The sequence below is a fragment of the Streptomyces sp. NBC_00212 genome, assembly GCF_045206365.1.
GTDB lineage: Bacteria > Actinomycetota > Actinomycetes > Streptomycetales > Streptomycetaceae > Streptomyces.
Genome location: NZ_CP108115.1, coordinates 6,766,239 through 6,784,812, shown reverse-complemented (window position 1 = coordinate 6,784,812; position 18,574 = coordinate 6,766,239). Strand labels below are relative to the sequence as shown.

Here is an 18,574-nt window from a genome sequence, read left to right as displayed (position 1 = left end):
GCCGGACCGGTGACCGAAGCGTGAATTCCGCTCCCCCACCCGGCAAACGTAATTCCGATGGATACAAACAAGCCTTCCGGCCCCGAGTCGAATGAATAGAGGACAAGGCCCCGAGGTATTTCACGGCGCCCGGGAATAAAGGTGGGCGTGAGACATACTCCACATCACATCGTCATCACAAAGACCCCGGATCGGCCTGGGCGCTCACTCACTCGCTGTAACGTCGATTGAGTGCGTACTGACCGAATCTTCGCCCGCCTGGACCGGGAGCCCGAGCCACCGAAGATAGAGATCCCGCGGATGAGCCGTCACCGCGTGGTCCTCTTCGGCGCGACGATGGCGTTCTACCTCGCCATCGTCGTCGCCGTGCTGGGCTCCTCCTGGCTCGTCGAGCTGGACTGGAAGGTCATGCTGTACCGGCCGTACGAGCAGTGGCCGCAGCTGCACGCCTTCCTGGACTACTTCGTGGTCCTCGGCCAGCGCGGACCCACCGCGGTGATGGTGATGGCCTGGCTCGGCTGGCGCTCCTGGCGCCAGCACACACTCCGGCCGCTCCTGACCCTCGGGGCGGCCCTTCTGCTGCTCAACATGACGGTCGGTTCGGTCAAGCTCGGCCTCGGCCGGCTCGGCCCGCACTACGCGACGCAGATAGGGTCCGCCGAGCTCTTCGCCGGCGGCGACATATTTCCCTCGGGGCACACCGCCAACGCGGTCGTGACCTGGGGCATCCTCGCCTACCTCGCCACCACGCCGCGCGCCCGGCGCTGGCTCTCGGTCATTTCGGCCATGGTGGCCCTGGGGGTCGGCGCGACCACCGTCTACCTCGGCACGCACTGGGTGAGCGACGTGCTCCTGGGCTGGGCGGCCGGGCTGCTCATCCTGCTCGCCCTGCCCTGGTTCGAGCCGCTGATCGCCCGCGCGGAGGCCTTCGTCTTCGCCGTGCGCGAGAAGGTGCGCGAGCGCAGGCGGTCCCGCGCGAGCGTCCCGGCCCCGGTGCCCGCCCCGGCGGTGCCCGCGATGCCGCCCCAGCGCGGGCACGACGAGGACGACGCCCCCGTGCGCGAGCCGGTCGGCGTCGCCGGCGGGCGCGGTCCCGGCCGGCCGCTCCCGGCCAGGCCCTACCAGCCGGCCCGTTCGGAGCGGCCCCCGGTCGTCCCCGCGGGCACCCGGCGCCCCCCGCACACCGAGCGGACGCCACGCACCGCCCCGGCCCGCCCCCTGGGCGGCTGACGGCCCCGCGGACGACCCGCACGGTACGCACACAGCACGAAGGCCCCCGGTGTTCACCGGGGGCCTTCGTCGTACGCGCGCTCGGGGGCGGGCTCAGCCGTGCCAGCAGCGGGTCACGGTGCCGTTCTCGACCTCGAAGTTCAGCCGCCCCGCCAGATACTCCATGGTGATGATCGAGCCCGGCGGGAGCGACCTGACGGTGGACCAGCCGCGCGACCTGGCGAGCCGCTCGGCGCCCTCGGCGTCGAGGCCGACATAGGACTCGGGGGCGTCGTCGGGATGTGCGGGGTGGGACGGTATCGGTGCCATGCCACCCACCGTAGGCGTGCCGCCCCGACGACGGAAGTGGGGGCCCGCCGGGCCCCGCGGGACCGCCGGGAACCCGCTGGTTGTCCGCCCCCGGTACCCCACCAGTCACACTTCTGTCACAGGATCGGGGCCCCGGTCGGCTTCGAACTCTGTCACTCGTACGGGCAGTTCCTGACCCCTTGCCCGGTTATCGCATGCCACACTTCCGGCCAGTCGAACGCATTACTGGAATTGACAGAATTCTTACGCCGGACACTTGGGTAATTCTCACTCGGCAGCCCGCCACAGGAAATTGACGACGCATAGGTAATTCACCGCACCCTTACACAATCCCTACCCGCAACCCCGTGACCGGGGCCCGGCGAAGCTCGGCCGGATGGCGTACGCCCCCTGTTGCGGCGGGCCCGAGCGCGAGCATCATGGCCCCTGGCCTGACGCCAGACACCTCTGGGGGTGCAATGGGTACGGAGACGGTGACCCCGGCGGCGAAGCCCGCCAGGGTCGGACGGCCGGGCGCGGTGATCGTGGACTGGCTGACCACCACCGACCACAAGAAGATCGGGCACCTCTACCTGATCACGTCGTTCGTCTTCTTCCTCATCGCCGGCGTGATGGCCCTCCTGATGCGGGCCGAACTGGCCCGCCCGGGGCTGCAGATCATGACCAACGAGGAGTACAACCAGCTCTTCACGATGCACGGCACGATCATGCTGCTGCTCTTCGCGACGCCGACCTTCGCCGGGTTCGCCAACGCGATCATGCCGCTGCAGATCGGCTCCCCCGACGTGGCCTTCCCGCGGCTGAACATGTTCGCGTACTGGCTGTTCCTCTTCGGCGGCCTGATCGTGCTCGGCTCGGTGCTGCTGCCCACCGGGCCCGCGAGCTTCGGCTGGTTCGCCTACGCACCGCTCAACTCGCTGACCCGCTCCCCCGGCGCGGGCGCCGACCTCTGGATCATGGGCCTCGCGCTCGCCGGCTTCGGCACCATCCTCGGCGCGGTCAACTTCGTGACCACCATCATCGGGATGCGCGCGCCCGGCATGACGATGTTCCGGATGCCGGTCTTCACCTGGAACGTCCTGTTCACCTCGATCCTGGTGCTCATCGCGTTCCCGGTGCTCGCGGCGGCGCTGCTCGTCCTGGAGGCGGACCGCAGGTTCGGCTCGGTGGTCTTCGAGGCGCAGAACGGAGGGGCGCTGCTGTGGCAGCACCTCTTCTGGTTCTTCGGCCATCCCGAGGTCTACATCATCGCGCTGCCGTTCTTCGGCATCATCACGGAGATCATCCCGGTCTTCTCGCGCAAGCCGATCTTCGGCTACATGACCCTGATCGGGGCGACGGCGGCCATCACCGGCCTGTCCATCGTGGTGTGGGCCCACCACATGTTCGCGACCGGAGCGGTGTTGCTGCCGTTCTTCTCGTTCATGTCCTTCCTGATCGCGGTGCCCACCGGAGTGAAGTTCTTCAACTGGACCGGCACCATGCTCAAGGGCTCGCTGAGCTTCGAGACACCCATGCTGTGGGCGGTCGGCTTCCTGGTGAGCTTCCTGTTCGGCGGCCTCACGGGCGTCATCCTCGCCTCGCCCCCGCTGGACTTCCACGTCACCGACTCGTACTTCGTGGTGGCCCACTTCCACTACGTGGTGTTCGGCACGGTGGTCTTCGCGACCTTCGGCGGCTTCTACTTCTGGTGGCCGAAACTCACCGGCAAGATGCTCGACGAGCGGCTCGGCAAGATCCACTTCTGGACGCTGTTCATCGGCTTCCACATCACGTTCCTGGTCCAGCACTGGCTGGGCGCGGAAGGAATGCCCCGGCGGTACGCGGACTACCTGGCGGCGGACGGCTTCACGGCGCTCAACACGATCTCGTCGATCGGCGCGTTCCTGCTCGGCCTGTCCACGCTGCCGTTCTTCTACAACGTGTGGAAGACGGCACGGTACGGCAAGAAGGTGGAGGTCGACGACCCCTGGGGGTTCGGCCGCTCGCTGGAGTGGGCCACCTCCTGCCCGCCGCCCCGGCACAACTTCGTGACCATCCCGCGCATCCGTACCGAGTCCCCGGCCTTCGACCTGCACCACCCGGAGTTCGCCCCGTTCCGCGACGACCTGCCGCCCGGTGAGCAGCCGGTGGCTGTGCCGTCCACGCAGGAGCCCGGTGCTGCGGAGCCCGGGGCCTAGGCCCGCACCGCGTCGACGCGCACGCTCAGGTCGTTGGCGCCCGTGTAGTACGGGCGCACCACTCCGGGGCCGACCGTCGACCCCGGGTACACGAAGATCACCTGCTTCAGCGGGACGTCGTCCAGGATGCGGGCGAGGCGGACGGCCGGGCCGCCATTGCCGGTGAGCAGCCACAGGTCCCAGAGCCATTCCTTGGCGTCCAGGCCCTCCGCGAGCGGGGCGTACGGCAGCGTGAAGGCGAAGCCGTCGCCGTCGGCGGTCGCGGGCACCCGGTGGACGCGGCCGCCCCCGCCCCGCAGCCGCGCCTCGACGATCGCGTCCGGGCCGAGCTCCACTCCGTACAGTCGCCCGTGCACCGTGACGCCGCCCGCGCCGAAGCCCATCGTGCCGGTCTCGGCGTGCGGTCTGCGCAGCCAGCTGCGGACGACGAGCTCGCCGGAGCGGCCCGGGTAGGGGATGCGCACCGCGAACCGGTCGGCGTCCGGGCCGGGCTCCCTGTCGACGAGCGCGCGCAGGTCCCGGGTGCCCGGCTCAAGGCGCTGCTCGGCGCCCTCGCCGAAGCGCAGGTACGCGTCCCACACGCCCTCGACGAGGTCGACCGTGCTGGGCAGCACCGCCCTGAGCAGGCCCTCGGCGGCCGGGGTGAGCGGCAGCAGCACATCCGCGCCGGGGTTCGTGCCGCGGCGGCGCAGGACGAGGGCGGCACCCGGCCGTCCGGCGCCCGTGACGTCGAAGGTCACCCCGCCCGCGGAGTCGGCTATGCAGTCGGCGCGCGGGGCCGCGGAGGCGCTGCCCGTGTCCGGGGACTCGGCGGTGGTGGTCATGCGGTCTGCCCTTTCCGGAGCACGGAGGCGGCCTTGTGGCGCAGGGCGTAGGCCCCGTCGAGGGCGGTGCTGCGGGCCCGGTGCAGCGAGTCGCGCACCACCCCGGCGGAGCGGCTGCCGCCGCCCTGGGCGTGCAGCTCGCCGAAGATCGCCTCGTGGCGTTCGGCGATCCGGGCCGGGTCGAAGCGCTCGGAGCTCTCCAGGGCCGCCTTGGCCATGCGGTGGCGCAGCCCGTCGTCCTGGATCAGTTCGAGCAGGGCCGCGGCCACCGCGTCGGCGTTGCCGGTTTCGACGAGCCGGCCGTCCACCCCGTCGTTGATGATTTCGCGTGGCCCCTGTGGACAGTCCGTGGAGACGACGGGGAGTCCACAGCGCATCGCCTCGACGATGGTCATGCCGAAGGACTCGTGGCTTGAGGTGACGGCCGCGAGGGAGCCCTTGATCCACTCGCTGTCGAGATCGCCGGCCAGGCCCATGAGGAACACATGGTTGTAGAGGCCAAGATCGTCGATGAGGTTGCGCAGAGCCTCGCGTTCGTTGCCGAAGGCGTCGCCGGAGCCGTAGATCCGCAGCTTCCAGTCCGGCCGTACGGCGACGACCTGCGCGAACGCCTTCACCAACAGGTCGTACCGCTTGACCGGGGTGAGCCGGCCCGCTGCCACGACCAGCCGGCCGTCGCCGGTGGCGGGTTCGACACGGGGCGTGGGTACGCCGTTGGGCACCGCGTCGATGCGGACGCCGGGCAGTCGCAGGGCCCGGTAGGCCGCCGCGTCGGCCTCGGTGACGGTGGTGATCGCGTCGAGCAGCGGATAGCAGTGGGCCATCTCGCTGCGAAGGCGATAGCTGTGTCCCGCGAGCGTCAGGTGTTCCTGGCCGATGCGGACCACGCCGGGCCGGGTCTCGCGGGCGATGTGCACATTGAGCCCGGGCCGGGTGCCGATGACGACGTCCGCCCCGGTCTCCCGCAGGTGGGCGCCGATCCGGGCGTCGGTGAGCCGGCTGTACTGGCTGTGGCGGCCGTCGCCGCGCGGGAAGACCTTGGCCGGCCGGAGGTGCTGGGGGTGGTCGCCCTCGTACCCGGGGCCGCTCTTGCGCAGATCGACGAGGTGCCGCAGCCGGACGCCTTCGGGCGCGGCGAGGGTGGGCTCGTCGTGGTGGCGGAAGACGGAGACGATCTCGACGTCGTGCCGCCGGGCGAGCTCACCGGCGAGGTTGAAGGTCGACCGGATGGTGCCGCCCAGGCTGTACGCGTTGTGCAGCAGGAATGAGATGTGCATGCGCCACGCGTCCCCTTGGTCGTTCGATCGGTCGATCATGCGCTTGATCATTCGGCCGGCCGGTTCGGTCGGGACCGACACCCTCCGGTCAGGAACGGACTGTACTTGGGTTGCCCGTCACCTGTATTCCCCGGGCGGATCACCCCAGGTCCACCCGGGGACGCGGGCGGGCAGCGCGGCGTGGGCGGTTCCCGGGCAGCGGCGAGCCCCGTCCGGACGGCCGGACGGGGCCCTGGGCCTCAGATCTTCAGCTGCTGCCCGGGGAGGATGAGATCCGGGTCACCCCCGATGACGGCCTTGTTGGCCGCGTACAGCGCCTCCCACCCGGTGCCGTGGGCCGCCGCGATGGCGGACAGGGTGTCGCCGCTCCTGACGGTGTAGGAGCCGCCTGCCGGGGTGGCGGGCGCGCTCTCGGTGCGGAGCGGGGCGGTGCGCGGCTGTGGCGCGGGCGCCTTGTGCGGCTTCGGGGCGGCCTGCTGCGAGCCGCTCCCGGCCTTCTTCTGGGCGGGCTTCTGGGCGGGCTTCTGCCGGGCGGGCTCGCCCGCCGCCGGGGCGCTGCCGTACGCCCCCGCCTGGCGCGAGCAGGCCGGCCAGGCGCCCCAGCCCTGCGAGCGCTGGACCTTGGTGGCGACGGCGATCTGCTGGGCCCTGGTGGCCTTGTCGGCGGTGGACGCGTACGCCCCGCCGCCGTGCGCCCGCCAGGTCCCGGCGGCGAACTGGAGCCCGCCGTAGTAGCCGTTGCCGGTGTTGATGTGCCAGTTTCCACCGCTTTCGCACTGGGCGATGCGGTCCCACACACCGCTGTCCGCCGCCGAGGCCGGACCGGCGACGCCGAGCAGGGCGAGCGGTGCCGCGACTGCGGCTCCGATCAGCACTGCCGTCCCACGCCTGCGTATGGAGCTGGAACCACTGGTACCAACAGACATGAAATCCCTCTCGAAGGACCCGGGGTCCCCCTGGCTGCGCGGCCTTCGGCGCGTCCGGCGCCTCGTTCCGTGCCGCCCCCGCCCACCGGAAGGTCGTAGCTGGCTGTGCGGCCGGCGGGCGTTCCCGGGCGGTGCTCGATGCACACGGCGCTGGAATCTAGGGACCCGCACGCTCCGGCATCAACCGATGCCCCGTCATTCGAGGCCAGTTGCCCGTTACCGGGAGTATCGGCGATTTCCGGACACCCACTTGATGCGCGGATATCGCCTTTTGTCGACCTGTCTCCGAAGTGATCTGTGACTCAGCTCACCGACCCAACTTCCATGCGGCCCACAGGTGTTGACGGGGAGTGAGGGGTTCCGCGGGTGAATTCACCCTCCGCTGGGGACGGTTCGATTCCGTTCGCCTTCGCGCGTGACCCCGGCCACAGATCGTCCGTTGTCGTTTGTACGAGAGAAGCCGGGAACCGCCCGGCGCATCCACTCAGTTCCTAGGAGCCACCCGTGCCGCGCATGCTCGACGTCAGTGAGGACGTCCGCGCCGAGATCGGCGACGAAGAAGCCGAGCGGCTGCTCGCCGGCGAGAACGCCCCGGGCAGCTACGACTGCACCTCCTGCCGCACGCCGGGCGACTCCGAGCAGGAGCGCACCAGCACCGTCCTGTTCGTCGGCGAGGAGACCGCCGTCCTCGCCTTCGCCCATGCCAGCTGCATCCCCTCCCAGGTCGTCCAGGTCGCCGAGGAGCAGCTCCAGGGCGCCGTCCGCTCCATCACGGGCGCGGAGCCGGGCGGCAGGGCACCCGAGCAGGCGGTGCTCGGCATCACCAGCGGTCTGGTGCTGATCGAGGGCGAGCTGCACCCCGCGCTCGTCGTCGAGCCGACGGGACCGATCGCCCGGCCCGGCTCCGGCGGCAGCACCGACGAATTCCTCCCGCTCCTCATCGAGCAGGGCTTCGTGCCGGTGACCGACATGGGGCGGCTGCCCTCGGTGCTTCCGGGCTGGTCCGTGCTGCTCGCGATGGGCCAGCTGCACGCGGTCCTGCAGCCCGGCACCGGCGGCGGCAGCAGCTCGGTCTCCTGGTGGCAGGCACACCAGCCGCTCCAGGTGACGGACGGCTGGCGCGCGGCGGCCAACAAGTCCCAGCGCGTCCTGGTCTTCGCGGCCCCGGTCGGCATGATCGGCCAGCAGCCGCGCGAGGATCTGCTCAGGGACGCCCTGGAGAAGGCTGCCGCCGACGGCCGCCTGGTCGCCGCCGCCATGCCGCTGGCCGGCACCTGAGACTTCCCGCGCGCCCACCCCGGCCGGTACGGGGTGGGCGCAAAAGGGGCGTAGGGCATCGAGCCACGTGCTACCGATAAGCCGAAACACCCCGCATCCCCGGCCTTACGGGGTCGTTGGCACATACGTGCACACATACGACGCGTCCCGCCAGCCGTACCAGGCCCAGATCCCTGCCATGCGCCCGTCGGGCGACGCATCGGGAACCCACTCCCCCACGTCCCTCACGCCGATCTACGACGCGCTGTACTCGGAGTTCCTCCGGTCCTTCCGCACCCTCCCCGGTGACCGGTCCGGCGAGGAGGATCTCGGGTTCATCGCGTTCGGAGCGCTCGGGGGCGGGTTCACCGCGACGCACGGCAACCGTGTCGGCCAGCAGTCCGGCCACCAGACCCAGCACTTCCCGGTCACGTACGCCGGGAACTGGCATCTGCACCCCGCCATGAACGCGCACGGGCGGCAGTACGCCGGGCACCAGCTCCCGGCAGCACTGCCGCCCGGCCCCCGCCGGGGCCTCTAGCCCCCCTCGCGAAGGGCCCTCTCCCGCAAGGGAGTTACTTCTTACGGCCGCGCTTCTCGCGCACCCGCACCGAGATGTGGATCGGGGTGCCCTCGAAGCCGAACTCCTCGCGCAGCCGGCGCTCGATGAAGCGCCGGTAGCCGGCCTCGATGAAGCCGGAGGCGAAGAGCACGAACCGGGGGGGCTTGGTCCCCGCCTGCGTACCGAACAGGATGCGCGGCTGCTTTCCGCCGCGGATCGGGTGCGGGTGGCCGGCGACGAGCTCGCCGAGGAAGGCGTTGAGACGGCCGGTCGGGATCCGGGTCTCCCAGCCCGCCAGGGCCGTCTCGATCGCCGGGACCAGCTTCTCCATGTGGCGGCCGGTCAGCGCGGAGACGTTGACCCGGGGCGCCCAGGCGACCTGCTGCATCTCGGTCTCGATCTCGCGCTCCAGGTAGTAGCGCCGCTCCTCGTCGAGGGTGTCCCACTTGTTGTACGCGATGACCAGCGCGCGCCCGGCGTCGACGGCCATCGTGATGATGCGCTGGTCCTGCACGGAGATCGACTCGCTGGTGTCGATGAGGACGACCGCGACCTCCGCCTTCTCGACGGCGGCGGCGGTACGCAGCGAGGCGTAGTAGTCGGCGCCCTCCTGGAGGTGGACGCGGCGGCGGATGCCGGCCGTGTCGACGAACTTCCAGGTGATTCCGCCGAGTTCGATGAGCTCGTCGACGGGGTCGCGGGTGGTGCCGGACTGCTCGTTGACGACGACCCGGTCCTCCTTCGCCACCTGGTTCAGGAGCGAGGACTTGCCGACGTTCGGGCGGCCGATGAGGGCGATGCGGCGCGGGCCGCCCACCGCGGTGCCGAAGCGCTGCGGCGGGGCCTCGGGCAGCGCCTTGAGGATCTCGTCGAGCAGGTCACCGGTGCCGCGGCCGTGCAGCGCGGAGATCGGGTAGGGCTCGCCGAGGCCGAGCGACCACAGGGCCGCGGCGTCGGACTCGCCGGACATGCCGTCGACCTTGTTGGCGGCGAGGACGACGGGCTTGCCGGCCCGGCGAAGGAGCCTGACGACGGCCTCGTCGGTGTCGGTGGCGCCCACGGTGGCGTCGACGACGAAGACGACGGCGTCGGCGGCCTCGATGGCGTACTCGGCCTGGGCGGCGACGGAGGCGTCGAGGCCGAGGACGTCCTGCTCCCAGCCGCCGGTGTCGACGACCTTGAAGCGCCGGCCGGCCCATTCGGCCTCGTAGGTGACGCGGTCACGGGTGACGCCGGGCTTGTCCTGGACGACGGCCTCGCGGCGGCCGATGATGCGGTTCACCAGGGTCGACTTGCCGACGTTCGGGCGGCCGACGACGGCGAGGGCCGGGAGCGGGCCGTGGCCGGCCTCGCCGAGCGCGTCCTCGACCTCGTCGATGTCGAAGCCCTCTTCGGCGGCGAGCTCCATGAACTCCGCGAACTCGGCGTCGCCGAGTGCTCCGTGTTCGTGCTGGTCGTTCATGAAGTCCGTACCTCGTTCATCGTGGTGATCGGTGGACCGCGATCGGGCGGTCCACTACTGAAAGTCTGGCCTAGCGCCCGGTCAGGCGCCTGGCGTTCTCCAGGTGGCCGGTCAGCCGGTCCTGGATGCGGACGGTGGCCTCGTCCAGGGCTTTGCGAGTGCGGCGTCCGCTGCCGTCGCCCGCTTCGAACGGGTCGCCGAAGACGACGTCGACCCGGCTGCGCAGCGGCGGCAGCCCCTTTATCAACCGTCCCCGGGCTTCGGTGCTTCCCAACACCGCGACCGGGACGATGGGCGCCCCCGACCGTACGGCGAAGTAGGCGAGGCCGGCCCGCAGCGAGGCGAAGTCGCCGTCGCCCCGGGTGCCCTCGGGGAAGATCCCGAGGACGCCGCCCCGGTCGAGCACGGCCAGCGCGTCGGTGATCGCGGCGCGGTCGGCGACCGCCCGGTCCACCTTGAGCTGGCCGATGCCTTCGAGGAACCGGCCGAGCGGCCCGACGAAGGCTTCCTTCTTGATCAGGAAATGGGTGCCGCGCGGGGCGGTGCCCATGACCATGGGGCCGTCGATGTTGTGCGAGTGGTTCACGGCGAGGATCACCGGCCCGGCCGCCGGGACCCGCCAGGATCCCAGCACGCGCGGCTTCCACAGCCCGTACATCAGGCCGACACCGATGCGGCGCCCGATCTCCGCGCCCCGCTCGGAGACAGGAACTGCTGTCACTTGGCGGCCCGCTTCTCCTCGATGAGGGTGACCACGCACTCGATGACCTGGTCCAGGGTGAGCTCGGTGGTGTCCACCTCGACCGCGTCGTCGGCCTTGGCCAGCGGGGAGGTCTTGCGGCCGGAGTCGGCCGCGTCCCGCTTGATCAGGGCTTCCCGGGTGGCCGCCACGTCGGAGCCCTTGATCTCGCCGCTGCGGCGGGCCGCACGCGCCTCGGGGGACGCGGTGAGGAACACCTTCAGGTCGGCGTCGGGCAGCACGGTGGTGCCGATGTCGCGGCCCTCGACCACGATGCCCTGCCCGGCGGCCGCCGCGATGTCGCGCTGGAGCTGGGTGATCAGGGCCCGCACCTCGGGGACGGCGCTGACCGCGCTCACCTTGGAGGTGACGTCCTGGGTGCGGATCGGCCCGGAGGCGTCCTCGCCGTCGACCGTGATGGTCGGCGCCGACGGGTCGGTGCCGGAGACGATCACGGGCTTGGCGGCCGCGACGGCGATCTCCGCCGGGTCGTCGATGTCGATCCCGTTGCTGATCATCCACCAGGTGATCGCCCGGTACTGGGCTCCGGTGTCCAGGTAGCTCAGCCCCAGCTTGGCGGCGACCGCCTTGGAGGTGCTGGACTTGCCGGTGCCGGAGGGGCCGTCGATGGCGACAATCACTGCTGCCGGAGCGGTCCGGGCGGCGCTTTCCACGGTGACGGACACCTTCCTGGTACGGGGCGGGGTTTGCTCGGGGCGCAAATCCGCCCCGTACAAGGTTACTGGCTCGTGCGAGCCTCCCGTCCCGCCCGGGTGTCTCACCGCCTCACTGCCTGATCGACCAGCCCCGCTCGCGCAGCGCGGCGGTCAGGCCGGGGGCCGCGGCCGGCTCGACCATCAGCTGGACCAGGCCCGCCTGCTGGCCGGTGGCGTGCTCGATGCGGACGTCCTCGATGTTGACCCCGGCCCGGCCCGCGTCCGCGAACAGCCGCGCGAGCCCGCCCGGCTCGTCACTGAGCAGCACGGCGACGATCTCGTACGTGGCGGGCGCCGCCCCGTGCTTGCCGGGCACCCTGACGCGGCCCGCGTTGCCGCGCCGCAGCACGTCCTCGATGCCGGCGGTTCCCACACGCCGCTTGTCGTCGTCGGCGGACTCCAGGGAGCGCAGGGCGCGCACCGTCTCGTCGAGGTCGGCGGCGATCCCGGACAGGACATCGGCGACCGGGCCCGGGTTGGCGGAGAGGATCTCGACCCACATCCCGGGGTCGGAGGCCGCGATGCGGGTGACGTCGCGAATGCCCTGGCCGCAGAGCCGTACCGCCGTCTCGTCGGCCTCTTCGAGGCGGGCGGCGACCATGGAGGAGACCAGCTGCGGGGTGTGCGAGACCAGGGCGACGGCCCGGTCGTGGGCGTCGGCGTCCATGACGACCGGCACGGCGCGGCAGAGCGCGACCAGTTCGAGCGCCAGGTTGAGCACCTCGGTGTCGGTGTCGCGGGTCGGCGTGAGGACCCAGGGCCGGCCCTCGAAGAGGTCGGCGGTCGCGGCCAGCGGGCCCGAGCGCTCCTTGCCCGACATCGGGTGCGTACCGATGTAGGAGCTCAGGTCGCAGCCGAGCGCGAGCAGCTCGCGGCGCGGGCCGCCCTTGACGCTCGCCACGTCGATGTAGGCGCGGGCGGTCCCGCCCCGGATCGCCTCGGCCAGGGTCTCGGCCACGTGCGCGGGCGGCACGGCGACGATGGCGAGGTCGACCCGGCCCTCGGGCGGCTCGTCCGTGCCGGCGCCGAGCGCGGCGGCGGTGCGGGCCTGGCCCGGGTCGTGGTCGGCGAGGTGCACGGTGATCCCGCGGCTCGCGAGCGCCAGGGCGGCGGAGGTGCCGATCAAGCCGGTACCGATGACGAGGGCGGTTCTCACTGGGCGATGTCCTTGCGCAGGGCGGCGGCGGAGCCGAGGTAGACGTGGGCGATCTCGGCCTTGTCGAGGTAGGTCTCGACGTGCGCGAGGATCCGCACCACGCGGGGCATGGCGCCGGATATGTCGAGCTCCTGCGCGCAGATCAGGGGCACGTCGGTGATGCCCAGCTGGCGCGCGGCGGCGGCCGGGAAGTCGCTGTGCAGATCGGGGGTGGCCGTGAACCAGATGCTGATGAGGTCGTCCGGGGTCAGCCCGTTGCGCTCCAGGATCTCGGTGAGCAGCGCGCCGACCTGCTCGTCCATGTGTCCGGCCTCGTCCCGCTCCAGCTGGACGGCCCCACGGACCGCTCGTACCGCCACGACGTACTCCTCGGACTTCGGACTTCGGCTTTCGTTCCCGTTCAGCGTAGTCAGCGCCACCGACATCGCGGACGCGGCGGCCGCCCTCCGGGACAGGACGGCCGTCGCGGGGCGGTCCGCGCCCCGGGTTGAGCTGCCGGATCAGGTCCTGCGGTGGCCCGTCGGTCCGGCTCCGCCACCTGGGCGAACCGCGCCCCGGAGACCCGGCCGGGCCGTCTCTGCGGTAGAACCGACGGATGATCCTGCACGTGGTTCCCCTGGACGAGTGGTCGGCCGCACCCGGCCTGCCCTACGCCCCGCCCTCCCTGGCCGCCGAGGGCTTCGTGCACTGCTCGGCCGACGAGGCGGCCGCCCTGTCCATCGCCGACGCCCACTACCGCGCCGTGCCCGACCCGCTCCTGGTGCTGCGCATCGACGAGTCGGCGCTGGCCGCGGAGGTCCGCTGGGAAGGCACCGGGGACGTCCTGTTCCCCCATGTGTACGGGCCCGTCGAGCGGGCGGCCGTGACGGCGGTCCTCGAAGTGCGCCGGGACGCCGAGGGGCGCGCGCTGGGTCTCACGCCCCGGATGTGACCTGGGCGGGCCTGTTCCCACCCCCGGCGCGGGAGTTGAGTGGGAACGCGCGGGAACATCCGGGCCGTCGGTGCTTCGCCCCGGGGGCATTCGACGCCAGGATGCTCCTGCCGCGCGTACTTCCGGACGGAACCCATGACGTTCTTCCGGGCGGACCGTCGACCTTGCCGATGTCCGGCGTGACGGCTTCACGTTCGGCGTGACGACTTGAGGAGCACACGATGGACGCAGTCAACAGCCGCAGGACGGTACTCGTGGCCGCGGCCGGAGCGGCGGCCCTGGCGGGCTGTTCGAACTCCGGGGGCGGCGGAAGTTCGACGCCGCCTCCGACGGCCACCGGTTCCGCCGCTCCGGGCCAGGCGAACCCGCCCGCGAGCCCCGCCAGCATGTCCGGCCAGCCCAGCGGGCCCGCCCAGGCCGGCAAGGTCCTCGCCAAAGCCTCGGACATCCCGGTCGGCGGCGGCAAGGTCTTCGCGGACCAGAAGGTCGTCGTCACCCAGCCGGAGGCCGGCACCTTCAAGGGCTTCTCGGCGATCTGCACCCACGAGGGCTGCACGGTCTCCAGCGTGTCCGGGGGCACCATCAACTGCCCCTGCCACGGCAGCAAGTACCGGATCGCGGACGCCTCCGTCGCCAACGGGCCCGCCACGCGTCCGCTGCCCGTACAGCCGATCACCGTCGAAAAGGATTCGATCCTGCTGCCCTGACCAGCGACGATGGAGCCATGACGCCAGAGGAACTCGTCGCCGGCCACACCGTCTACTCCTGCGTCATGGGCTCGCGCGCCTTCGGTCTCGCGACCGAGGACAGCGACACCGACGTCCGCGGGATCTACCTGGCGCCGACCGAGCTGTTCTGGCGCTTCGAGAAGCCCCCGACGCATGTCGAGGGTCCCGCCGACGAGCAGTTCAGCTGGGAGCTGGAGCGGTTCTGCGAGCTGGCCCTGCGCGCCAATCCGAACGTCCTGGAGTGCCTGCACTCCCCGCTCGTCGAGCACATCGACGACATCGGGCGGGAACTCCTGGCCCTGCGCGGGGCGTTCCTCTCCCGTCAGGCCCACGTGACGTTCGCGCGCTACGCGCTGGGCCAGCGCAAGAAGCTCGACGCGGATGTGCGCCAACACGGCGCGCCACGGTGGAAGCACGCCATGCATCTGCTGCGGCTGCTCATGAGCTGCCGCGATCTGCTGCGCACCGGCGTGCTCACCATCGACGTCGGCGCCGAGCGCGAGCGGCTGCTCGCGGTCAAGCGGGGCGAGATCTCCTGGGCCGAGGTGGAGTCCTGGATGGCCCGCCTGGTCACCGATTCCGACGAGGCGGCCGCCACCTCGCCCCTGCCACCCGGGCCCGACCGGGCCCGGGTGGCGGAGTTCCTGTTCCGGGTGCGCCGCGAGTCGGCCCTGAAGGCGGACGGGTACGACGAGGTCGTGCGGCGCGTCGGGCGGTAGCCCGGGCTCAGGCGTCCCAGAGGGCCCCCAGGGTCAGGAGTTCGCCGCGGTACTCGATGCGCTCGGCCCACTCCTTGGGCCAGGCCGCGGCCCCGAGGTGGGCGCCCGCGAACGCGCCGGCCAGGCAGGCGATGGAGTCCGAGTCGCCCTGGGTGCAGGCGGCCCGGCGCAGCGCCGTGAGCGGCTCGTCGGGGAAGAGCAGGAAGCAGAGCAGGCCCGTGGCGAAGGCCTCCTCGGCGATCCAGCCGTCGCCGGTCTCCAGGCAGGGGTCGGTCTCGGGCGAGGGGTTGCGGAGCGCCTTGAGCACCCGGTCGAGCGCGTCCAGGCACTCGTCCCAGCCGCGCGCGATGAAGTGGCCCGGCGTCGGGTCCTGCGCGTGCGTCCACAGGTCGCCGAGCCAGCGGTCGTGGTACCGGTTGCGGTTCTCGTACGCGTACGAGCGCAGCTGGCCGACCAGGCCCGTCGGGTCGGCGCCCTGGGCGAGCAGGAACACCGCCCGCGCGGTGAGGTCGGAGGCGGCCAGGGCGGTCGGGTGGCCGTGGGTGAGCGCGGACTGCAACTGGGCGGCGCCCGCCCGCTGTTCCTCGCTCAGACCCGGCACGAGGCCGATCGGCGCGACCCGCATGTTGGCGCCGCAGCCCTTGGAGCCCAGCTGGCTCGCCTGCTGCCAGGGCAGCCCGCTGTCGAGCTTCGCGCAGGCCACCAGGCAGGTCCGGCCGGGGGCACGGTTGTTCTCGGGCGAGTGGTACCAGTCGACGAACTCCGCGCGGACCGGGCCTTCGAGCCGGTCCGGGCCGAGCAGCCCGCGGTCCATGGCGGTACGGATGCCGCGGCCGAGCGCGAGCGTCATCTGGGTGTCGTCGGTGACGAACGCGGGGTTCGGCAGCGCCATCTCGCGCCACGGCCCGCACTTGGCGAGGATCGCGGGCACATCGCTGAACTCGGTCGGGAAGCCGAGGGCGTCCCCCAGCGCGAGGCCGATCAAGGCACCGGTCGCCGTCTGTCGCGCAGCACGGTTCATGTCTGTCGTCCCTCCGGGCGCAGAAGGGGCGGATGCAGCGCGGTGGCCGGACCCGCCCGGTAGAGCGCGGCCGGTTTGCCCCGGCCGCCGGTCAGCCGCGAGGCACCTGCCACCTGCTCGACGAAGCCGGGCGTGGCAAGGACCTTGCGGCGGAAGTTGGGGCGGTCGAGGGCGGTGCCCCAGACCGTCTCGTAGACCTGCCGCAGCTCGCCGAGGGTGAACTCGGGCGGGCAGAACGATGTCGCGAGGCAGGTGTATTCGAGCTTGGCGCCGACGCGTTCACGGGCGTCGGCGAGGATGTCGGCGTGGTCGAAGGCGAGCTGTCCGTACGTGCCGAAGGCGATCCACTCGGCGTGCGCCGCGTCGCCTCCACCGCGCGGTTCGGGCAGGTCGGGCACGAGCGCGGTGTAGGCGACCGACACGACCCGCATGCGGGGGTCGCGGTCCGGCTCGCTGTAGGTGCGCAGCTGCTCCAGGTGGAGCCCGGCCACGACGTCGTCGGGCAGGCCGGTCTCCTCGGCCAGTTCGCGCCGGGCCGCGAGCTCGGCGGACTCGCGCGGCAGCACGAACCCGCCCGGCAGCGCCCACGCCCCCGCGTACGGGTCCTGGCCGCGCCGGATGAGCAGCGCGTGCAGGGCGCCGCCGCGGACCGTGAAGACGGCCAGGTCGACGGTGACGGCGAACGGTTCGAAGGCGTGCGGGTCGTACCCCTCGGGCACGTTTCCCGCCGGCCCCCGGGCGCCCCCCTCCAGGGCCCAGGGGCCGACGGCGGTCATCGTCGCTCCGGCAGCGGGTCGGCGAGGTCCCAGCCCCGGTCGAGCAGCGCGTCGACGGCGGCGACGGCGGTGGCGAGCCGCTCCTCGTGCGGGCCGCGCAGCTCGATGAACTCCCGTCCAGTACGGGCGAGTTCGGCCCGGAACCGGTCGGTCATCCAGGGCCGCAGCTCCTCCCCGTCGCGCAGTCCGTCGTCCTCGAAGGGCACGCCTTCGTGGTCGGTGAGCAGCCACAGGTGGTGGGCGGCGGCCCGTTCGGCGACGGCTTCGACGCGCGGGTTACGGCGGCCCATGTAGCGCTCGTGCCACACGGTGGTGGCGAAGGAGTCGGTGTCGCAGAACAGCACGGGCGAGCCGAGCCCAGCGGCCCGGTTCTCGCGCTCGTTCTGCCGCTCGGCGATCACCGGGAACTCGTCCGAGCCGAACTCGACGTCCTCCCACTGCGCCTGCGGGTAGCGCGAGCGCAGGGCGGCGAGCTTGCCCTCGCTGTATTCGCGCCCGTACTCCGCCACCCACCGGGTGCGCGCCCAGGGTCCGCCGCGCTCCCGGTAGTGCTCGGCGAGGGCGCGGGCCATGGTGGTGGTGCCGGTCGACTCGGCGCCGAGCACGACCACGCGCCGGGCGAGCCAGGCCCGTACAGGCTCTTCGAGAAAGTCCCAGCTGCCCACCGGGTCCTTGCGGACGGCCGTGCCGGACACCGGGAACAGGGTGCGGTCGAGGTCGACGAGGACGTGCTCGGCGCCGAAGCGCCTGGCGAGCTCGTCGCCGTAGGACTCGGAGGTGAACACCGCGTCGACGCGTTCGGGCACGGCGCCCCGGAAGACGGCCATGTGTGCGTCCCATATGTCGGGGTCGTTGAGGTCCATCTCCACGTCGTCGACGGCGCCCAGGACCCGGGCGTCCGGGTGCGCCTCGCGCATCCACTGGACCCGCTCGGCCAGCGGAATGGTCTCGACGGAGGCCGCGCACACCAGGACGGTGAGCCGCTCGCACCGGTCGTCGGCGGTGCGTACGAGGTGGTGGTGGCCGGCGTGCGGCGGATAGAACTTGCCGAGGACCAGGCCGTGTTCGTAGCGTTTGCGGGCTTTCACGCCGCCACCGCCGCGAGCCGGGCCGGGCGCGCGCCGAGCTCGCGCCGCCAGCCGCGCAGTCCGACCAGGCACAGGGTCAGGAACCCGGCGTACAGGAGCGAGGTCAGATAGAGCTCCTTGTAGGCGTAGAGCGGGATGTAGACCACGTCCGCCGCGATCCACAGCCACCAGGACTCGACGAGCTTCTTGCACTGCCCGTACGTCGCCGTCAGGGACAGGGCGGTGGTGAGCGCGTCCCAGAACGGGACGGTCGAGTCGGTGGCCGCGCCGAGCAGGAACGTCAGCGCCACGGTCCCCACCGCCCCCGCCGCGAGCAGCCACAGCCACTCGGTGCGGGTCGTCCGCCGGACCGGAAGCGCGCCGGAACCTGATCCACCGCCGTGGGCCCAGGTCCACCAGCCGTACCCGGCGAGGGCGATGAAGACGACCTGGAGTCCGGCGTCCGCGTACAGGCCCGCCTGGAGGAACAGCACGATGAAGAACACGTTGTTGGCAAGTCCCACCGGCCAGTTGGCGATGTGCTGCCGGGCCACCAGCCAGACGCAGAGCGCGCCGGTCGCGAAGCCGAGGATCTCGGTCCAGGTGAGGCTCACGCCCGTACCTCCTTAATGGTCACTATGACTATAAAGGCGTTCGGGGCGACCGCACAAGGTTTCGGGGACGGCCATGAGTT

Annotated in this window: 20 protein-coding genes; 7 read left to right on the top strand and 13 right to left on the bottom strand. The window is 71.8% G+C overall.

What is annotated here, in order from left to right:
- The first annotated feature begins 231 nt into the window (after nt 1-231).
- Nucleotides 232-1,230 carry a phosphatase PAP2 family protein gene (locus OHA17_RS30930; RefSeq protein WP_398879708.1) on the top strand — a complete coding sequence of 333 codons (999 nt, stop codon included), beginning with the start codon at nt 232-234 and terminating at the stop codon, nt 1,228-1,230.
- Between the two features lie 93 nt (nt 1,231-1,323).
- Here OHA17_RS30930 and OHA17_RS30925 read toward each other — a convergent pair whose 3' ends face one another.
- Nucleotides 1,324-1,539, bottom strand: coding sequence for an I78 family peptidase inhibitor (locus tag OHA17_RS30925; RefSeq protein WP_053723384.1), 216 nt, complete (start codon nt 1,537-1,539; stop codon nt 1,324-1,326).
- A 458-nt stretch (nt 1,540-1,997) separates the two neighbouring features.
- Between OHA17_RS30925 and ctaD the strand changes: the two genes are divergently transcribed.
- Entirely contained in the window at nt 1,998-3,719 is a 1,722-nt protein-coding gene (ctaD, locus tag OHA17_RS30920; RefSeq protein ID WP_406509251.1) for a cytochrome c oxidase subunit I, read from the top strand.
- Here the strand turns inward: ctaD and OHA17_RS30915 are convergent.
- From OHA17_RS30915 to OHA17_RS30905, 3 genes are all read right to left on the bottom strand, one after another.
- Nucleotides 3,716-4,543, bottom strand: a complete 828-nt coding sequence (locus OHA17_RS30915; RefSeq protein ID WP_406509250.1) for a transferase — start codon at nt 4,541-4,543, stop codon at nt 3,716-3,718. The two genes, ctaD and OHA17_RS30915, sit on opposite strands and share 4 nt — an antisense overlap.
- Complete coding sequence (locus OHA17_RS30910) at nt 4,540-5,820, bottom strand: glycosyltransferase family 4 protein (protein WP_406510857.1); 1,281 nt, start codon at nt 5,818-5,820, stop codon at nt 4,540-4,542. Before OHA17_RS30910 ends, OHA17_RS30915 begins: the two co-directional genes overlap by 4 nt.
- Nucleotides 5,821-6,059: 239 nt before the next feature.
- Nucleotides 6,060-6,746, bottom strand: a complete 687-nt coding sequence (locus OHA17_RS30905) for a transglycosylase family protein (protein WP_406509249.1) — start codon at nt 6,744-6,746, stop codon at nt 6,060-6,062.
- A 504-nt stretch (nt 6,747-7,250) separates the two neighbouring features.
- On the opposite strand from OHA17_RS30905, the gene OHA17_RS30900 reads away from it, so the two are divergent.
- Both OHA17_RS30900 and OHA17_RS30895 read left to right on the top strand, forming a co-directional pair.
- A complete protein-coding gene (locus OHA17_RS30900; protein WP_406509248.1) occupies nt 7,251-8,024 on the top strand; it encodes a hypothetical protein in 774 nt (257 codons plus the stop codon).
- Nucleotides 8,025-8,151: 127 nt separating this feature from the next.
- Complete coding sequence (locus OHA17_RS30895) at nt 8,152-8,544, top strand: hypothetical protein (RefSeq protein ID WP_406509247.1); 393 nt, start codon at nt 8,152-8,154, stop codon at nt 8,542-8,544.
- 34 nt (nt 8,545-8,578) lie between these two features.
- Here OHA17_RS30895 and der read toward each other — a convergent pair whose 3' ends face one another.
- From der to aroH, 5 genes are all read right to left on the bottom strand, one after another.
- Entirely contained in the window at nt 8,579-10,027 is a 1,449-nt protein-coding gene (gene der, locus OHA17_RS30890; RefSeq protein ID WP_406509246.1) for a ribosome biogenesis GTPase Der, read from the bottom strand.
- Nucleotides 10,028-10,097: 70 nt separating this feature from the next.
- Nucleotides 10,098-10,748: a 1-acyl-sn-glycerol-3-phosphate acyltransferase gene (locus OHA17_RS30885; protein WP_053723377.1), complete on the bottom strand. Its 651-nt coding sequence runs from the start codon at nt 10,746-10,748 to the stop codon at nt 10,098-10,100.
- Nucleotides 10,745-11,452, bottom strand: coding sequence for a (d)CMP kinase (cmk, locus tag OHA17_RS30880; RefSeq protein WP_406509245.1), 708 nt, complete (start codon nt 11,450-11,452; stop codon nt 10,745-10,747). The genes OHA17_RS30885 and cmk overlap by 4 nt, the downstream gene beginning before the upstream one ends.
- Nucleotides 11,453-11,552: 100 nt before the next feature.
- Nucleotides 11,553-12,638 carry a prephenate dehydrogenase gene (locus tag OHA17_RS30875; protein ID WP_406509244.1) on the bottom strand — a complete coding sequence of 362 codons (1,086 nt, stop codon included), beginning with the start codon at nt 12,636-12,638 and terminating at the stop codon, nt 11,553-11,555.
- Entirely contained in the window at nt 12,635-12,997 is a 363-nt protein-coding gene (gene aroH, locus OHA17_RS30870) for a chorismate mutase (RefSeq protein WP_398879725.1), read from the bottom strand. The genes OHA17_RS30875 and aroH overlap by 4 nt, the downstream gene beginning before the upstream one ends.
- 236 nt (nt 12,998-13,233) lie before the next feature.
- Between aroH and OHA17_RS30865 the strand changes: the two genes are divergently transcribed.
- The 3 genes from OHA17_RS30865 (at nt 13,234) to OHA17_RS30855 (ending at nt 15,016) form a co-directional block, all read left to right on the top strand.
- Complete coding sequence (locus OHA17_RS30865) at nt 13,234-13,569, top strand: DUF952 domain-containing protein (protein WP_406509243.1); 336 nt, start codon at nt 13,234-13,236, stop codon at nt 13,567-13,569.
- 221 nt (nt 13,570-13,790) lie between these two features.
- Nucleotides 13,791-14,276 carry a Rieske (2Fe-2S) protein gene (locus tag OHA17_RS30860; protein WP_406509242.1) on the top strand — a complete coding sequence of 162 codons (486 nt, stop codon included), beginning with the start codon at nt 13,791-13,793 and terminating at the stop codon, nt 14,274-14,276.
- A gap of 17 nt (nt 14,277-14,293) precedes the next feature.
- Nucleotides 14,294-15,016: a DNA polymerase beta superfamily protein gene (locus OHA17_RS30855; RefSeq protein ID WP_406509241.1), complete on the top strand. Its 723-nt coding sequence runs from the start codon at nt 14,294-14,296 to the stop codon at nt 15,014-15,016.
- Nucleotides 15,017-15,023: 7 nt separating this feature from the next.
- Here OHA17_RS30855 and OHA17_RS30850 read toward each other — a convergent pair whose 3' ends face one another.
- Genes OHA17_RS30850 through pnuC form a run of 4 tightly spaced genes read right to left on the bottom strand, consistent with a single transcriptional unit; the run spans nt 15,024 to nt 18,494 of the window.
- Complete coding sequence (locus OHA17_RS30850) at nt 15,024-16,037, bottom strand: ADP-ribosylglycohydrolase family protein (protein WP_398879733.1); 1,014 nt, start codon at nt 16,035-16,037, stop codon at nt 15,024-15,026.
- Entirely contained in the window at nt 16,034-16,813 is a 780-nt protein-coding gene (locus tag OHA17_RS30845; RefSeq protein WP_406509240.1) for an NUDIX hydrolase, read from the bottom strand. Before OHA17_RS30845 ends, OHA17_RS30850 begins: the two co-directional genes overlap by 4 nt.
- A complete protein-coding gene (locus OHA17_RS30840; protein WP_406509239.1) occupies nt 16,810-17,901 on the bottom strand; it encodes an AAA family ATPase in 1,092 nt (363 codons plus the stop codon). The genes OHA17_RS30845 and OHA17_RS30840 overlap by 4 nt, the downstream gene beginning before the upstream one ends.
- Nucleotides 17,898-18,494 carry a nicotinamide riboside transporter PnuC gene (gene pnuC, locus OHA17_RS30835; RefSeq protein WP_406509238.1) on the bottom strand — a complete coding sequence of 199 codons (597 nt, stop codon included), beginning with the start codon at nt 18,492-18,494 and terminating at the stop codon, nt 17,898-17,900. The genes OHA17_RS30840 and pnuC overlap by 4 nt, the downstream gene beginning before the upstream one ends.
- Nucleotides 18,495-18,574: the final 80 nt, after the last annotated feature.

Excerpts from the sequence above, each read along its gene's own strand:
- OHA17_RS30925 (WP_053723384.1), bottom strand. The coding sequence starts at position 1,539 with ATGGCACCGATACCGTCCCACCCCGCACATCCCGACGACGCCCCCGAG.
- ctaD (WP_406509251.1), top strand. The coding sequence starts at position 1,998 with ATGGGTACGGAGACGGTGACCCCGGCGGCGAAGCCCGCCAGGGTCGGA.
- OHA17_RS30915 (WP_406509250.1), bottom strand. The coding sequence starts at position 4,543 with ATGACCACCACCGCCGAGTCCCCGGACACGGGCAGCGCCTCCGCGGCC.
- OHA17_RS30910 (WP_406510857.1), bottom strand. The coding sequence starts at position 5,820 with ATGCACATCTCATTCCTGCTGCACAACGCGTACAGCCTGGGCGGCACC.
- OHA17_RS30905 (WP_406509249.1), bottom strand. The coding sequence starts at position 6,746 with ATGTCTGTTGGTACCAGTGGTTCCAGCTCCATACGCAGGCGTGGGACG.
- der (WP_406509246.1), bottom strand. The coding sequence starts at position 10,027 with ATGAACGACCAGCACGAACACGGAGCACTCGGCGACGCCGAGTTCGCG.
- OHA17_RS30865 (WP_406509243.1), top strand. The coding sequence starts at position 13,234 with ATGATCCTGCACGTGGTTCCCCTGGACGAGTGGTCGGCCGCACCCGGC.
- OHA17_RS30860 (WP_406509242.1), top strand. The coding sequence starts at position 13,791 with ATGGACGCAGTCAACAGCCGCAGGACGGTACTCGTGGCCGCGGCCGGA.
- OHA17_RS30855 (WP_406509241.1), top strand. The coding sequence starts at position 14,294 with ATGACGCCAGAGGAACTCGTCGCCGGCCACACCGTCTACTCCTGCGTC.
- OHA17_RS30850 (WP_398879733.1), bottom strand. The coding sequence starts at position 16,037 with ATGAACCGTGCTGCGCGACAGACGGCGACCGGTGCCTTGATCGGCCTC.
- OHA17_RS30845 (WP_406509240.1), bottom strand. The coding sequence starts at position 16,813 with ATGACCGCCGTCGGCCCCTGGGCCCTGGAGGGGGGCGCCCGGGGGCCG.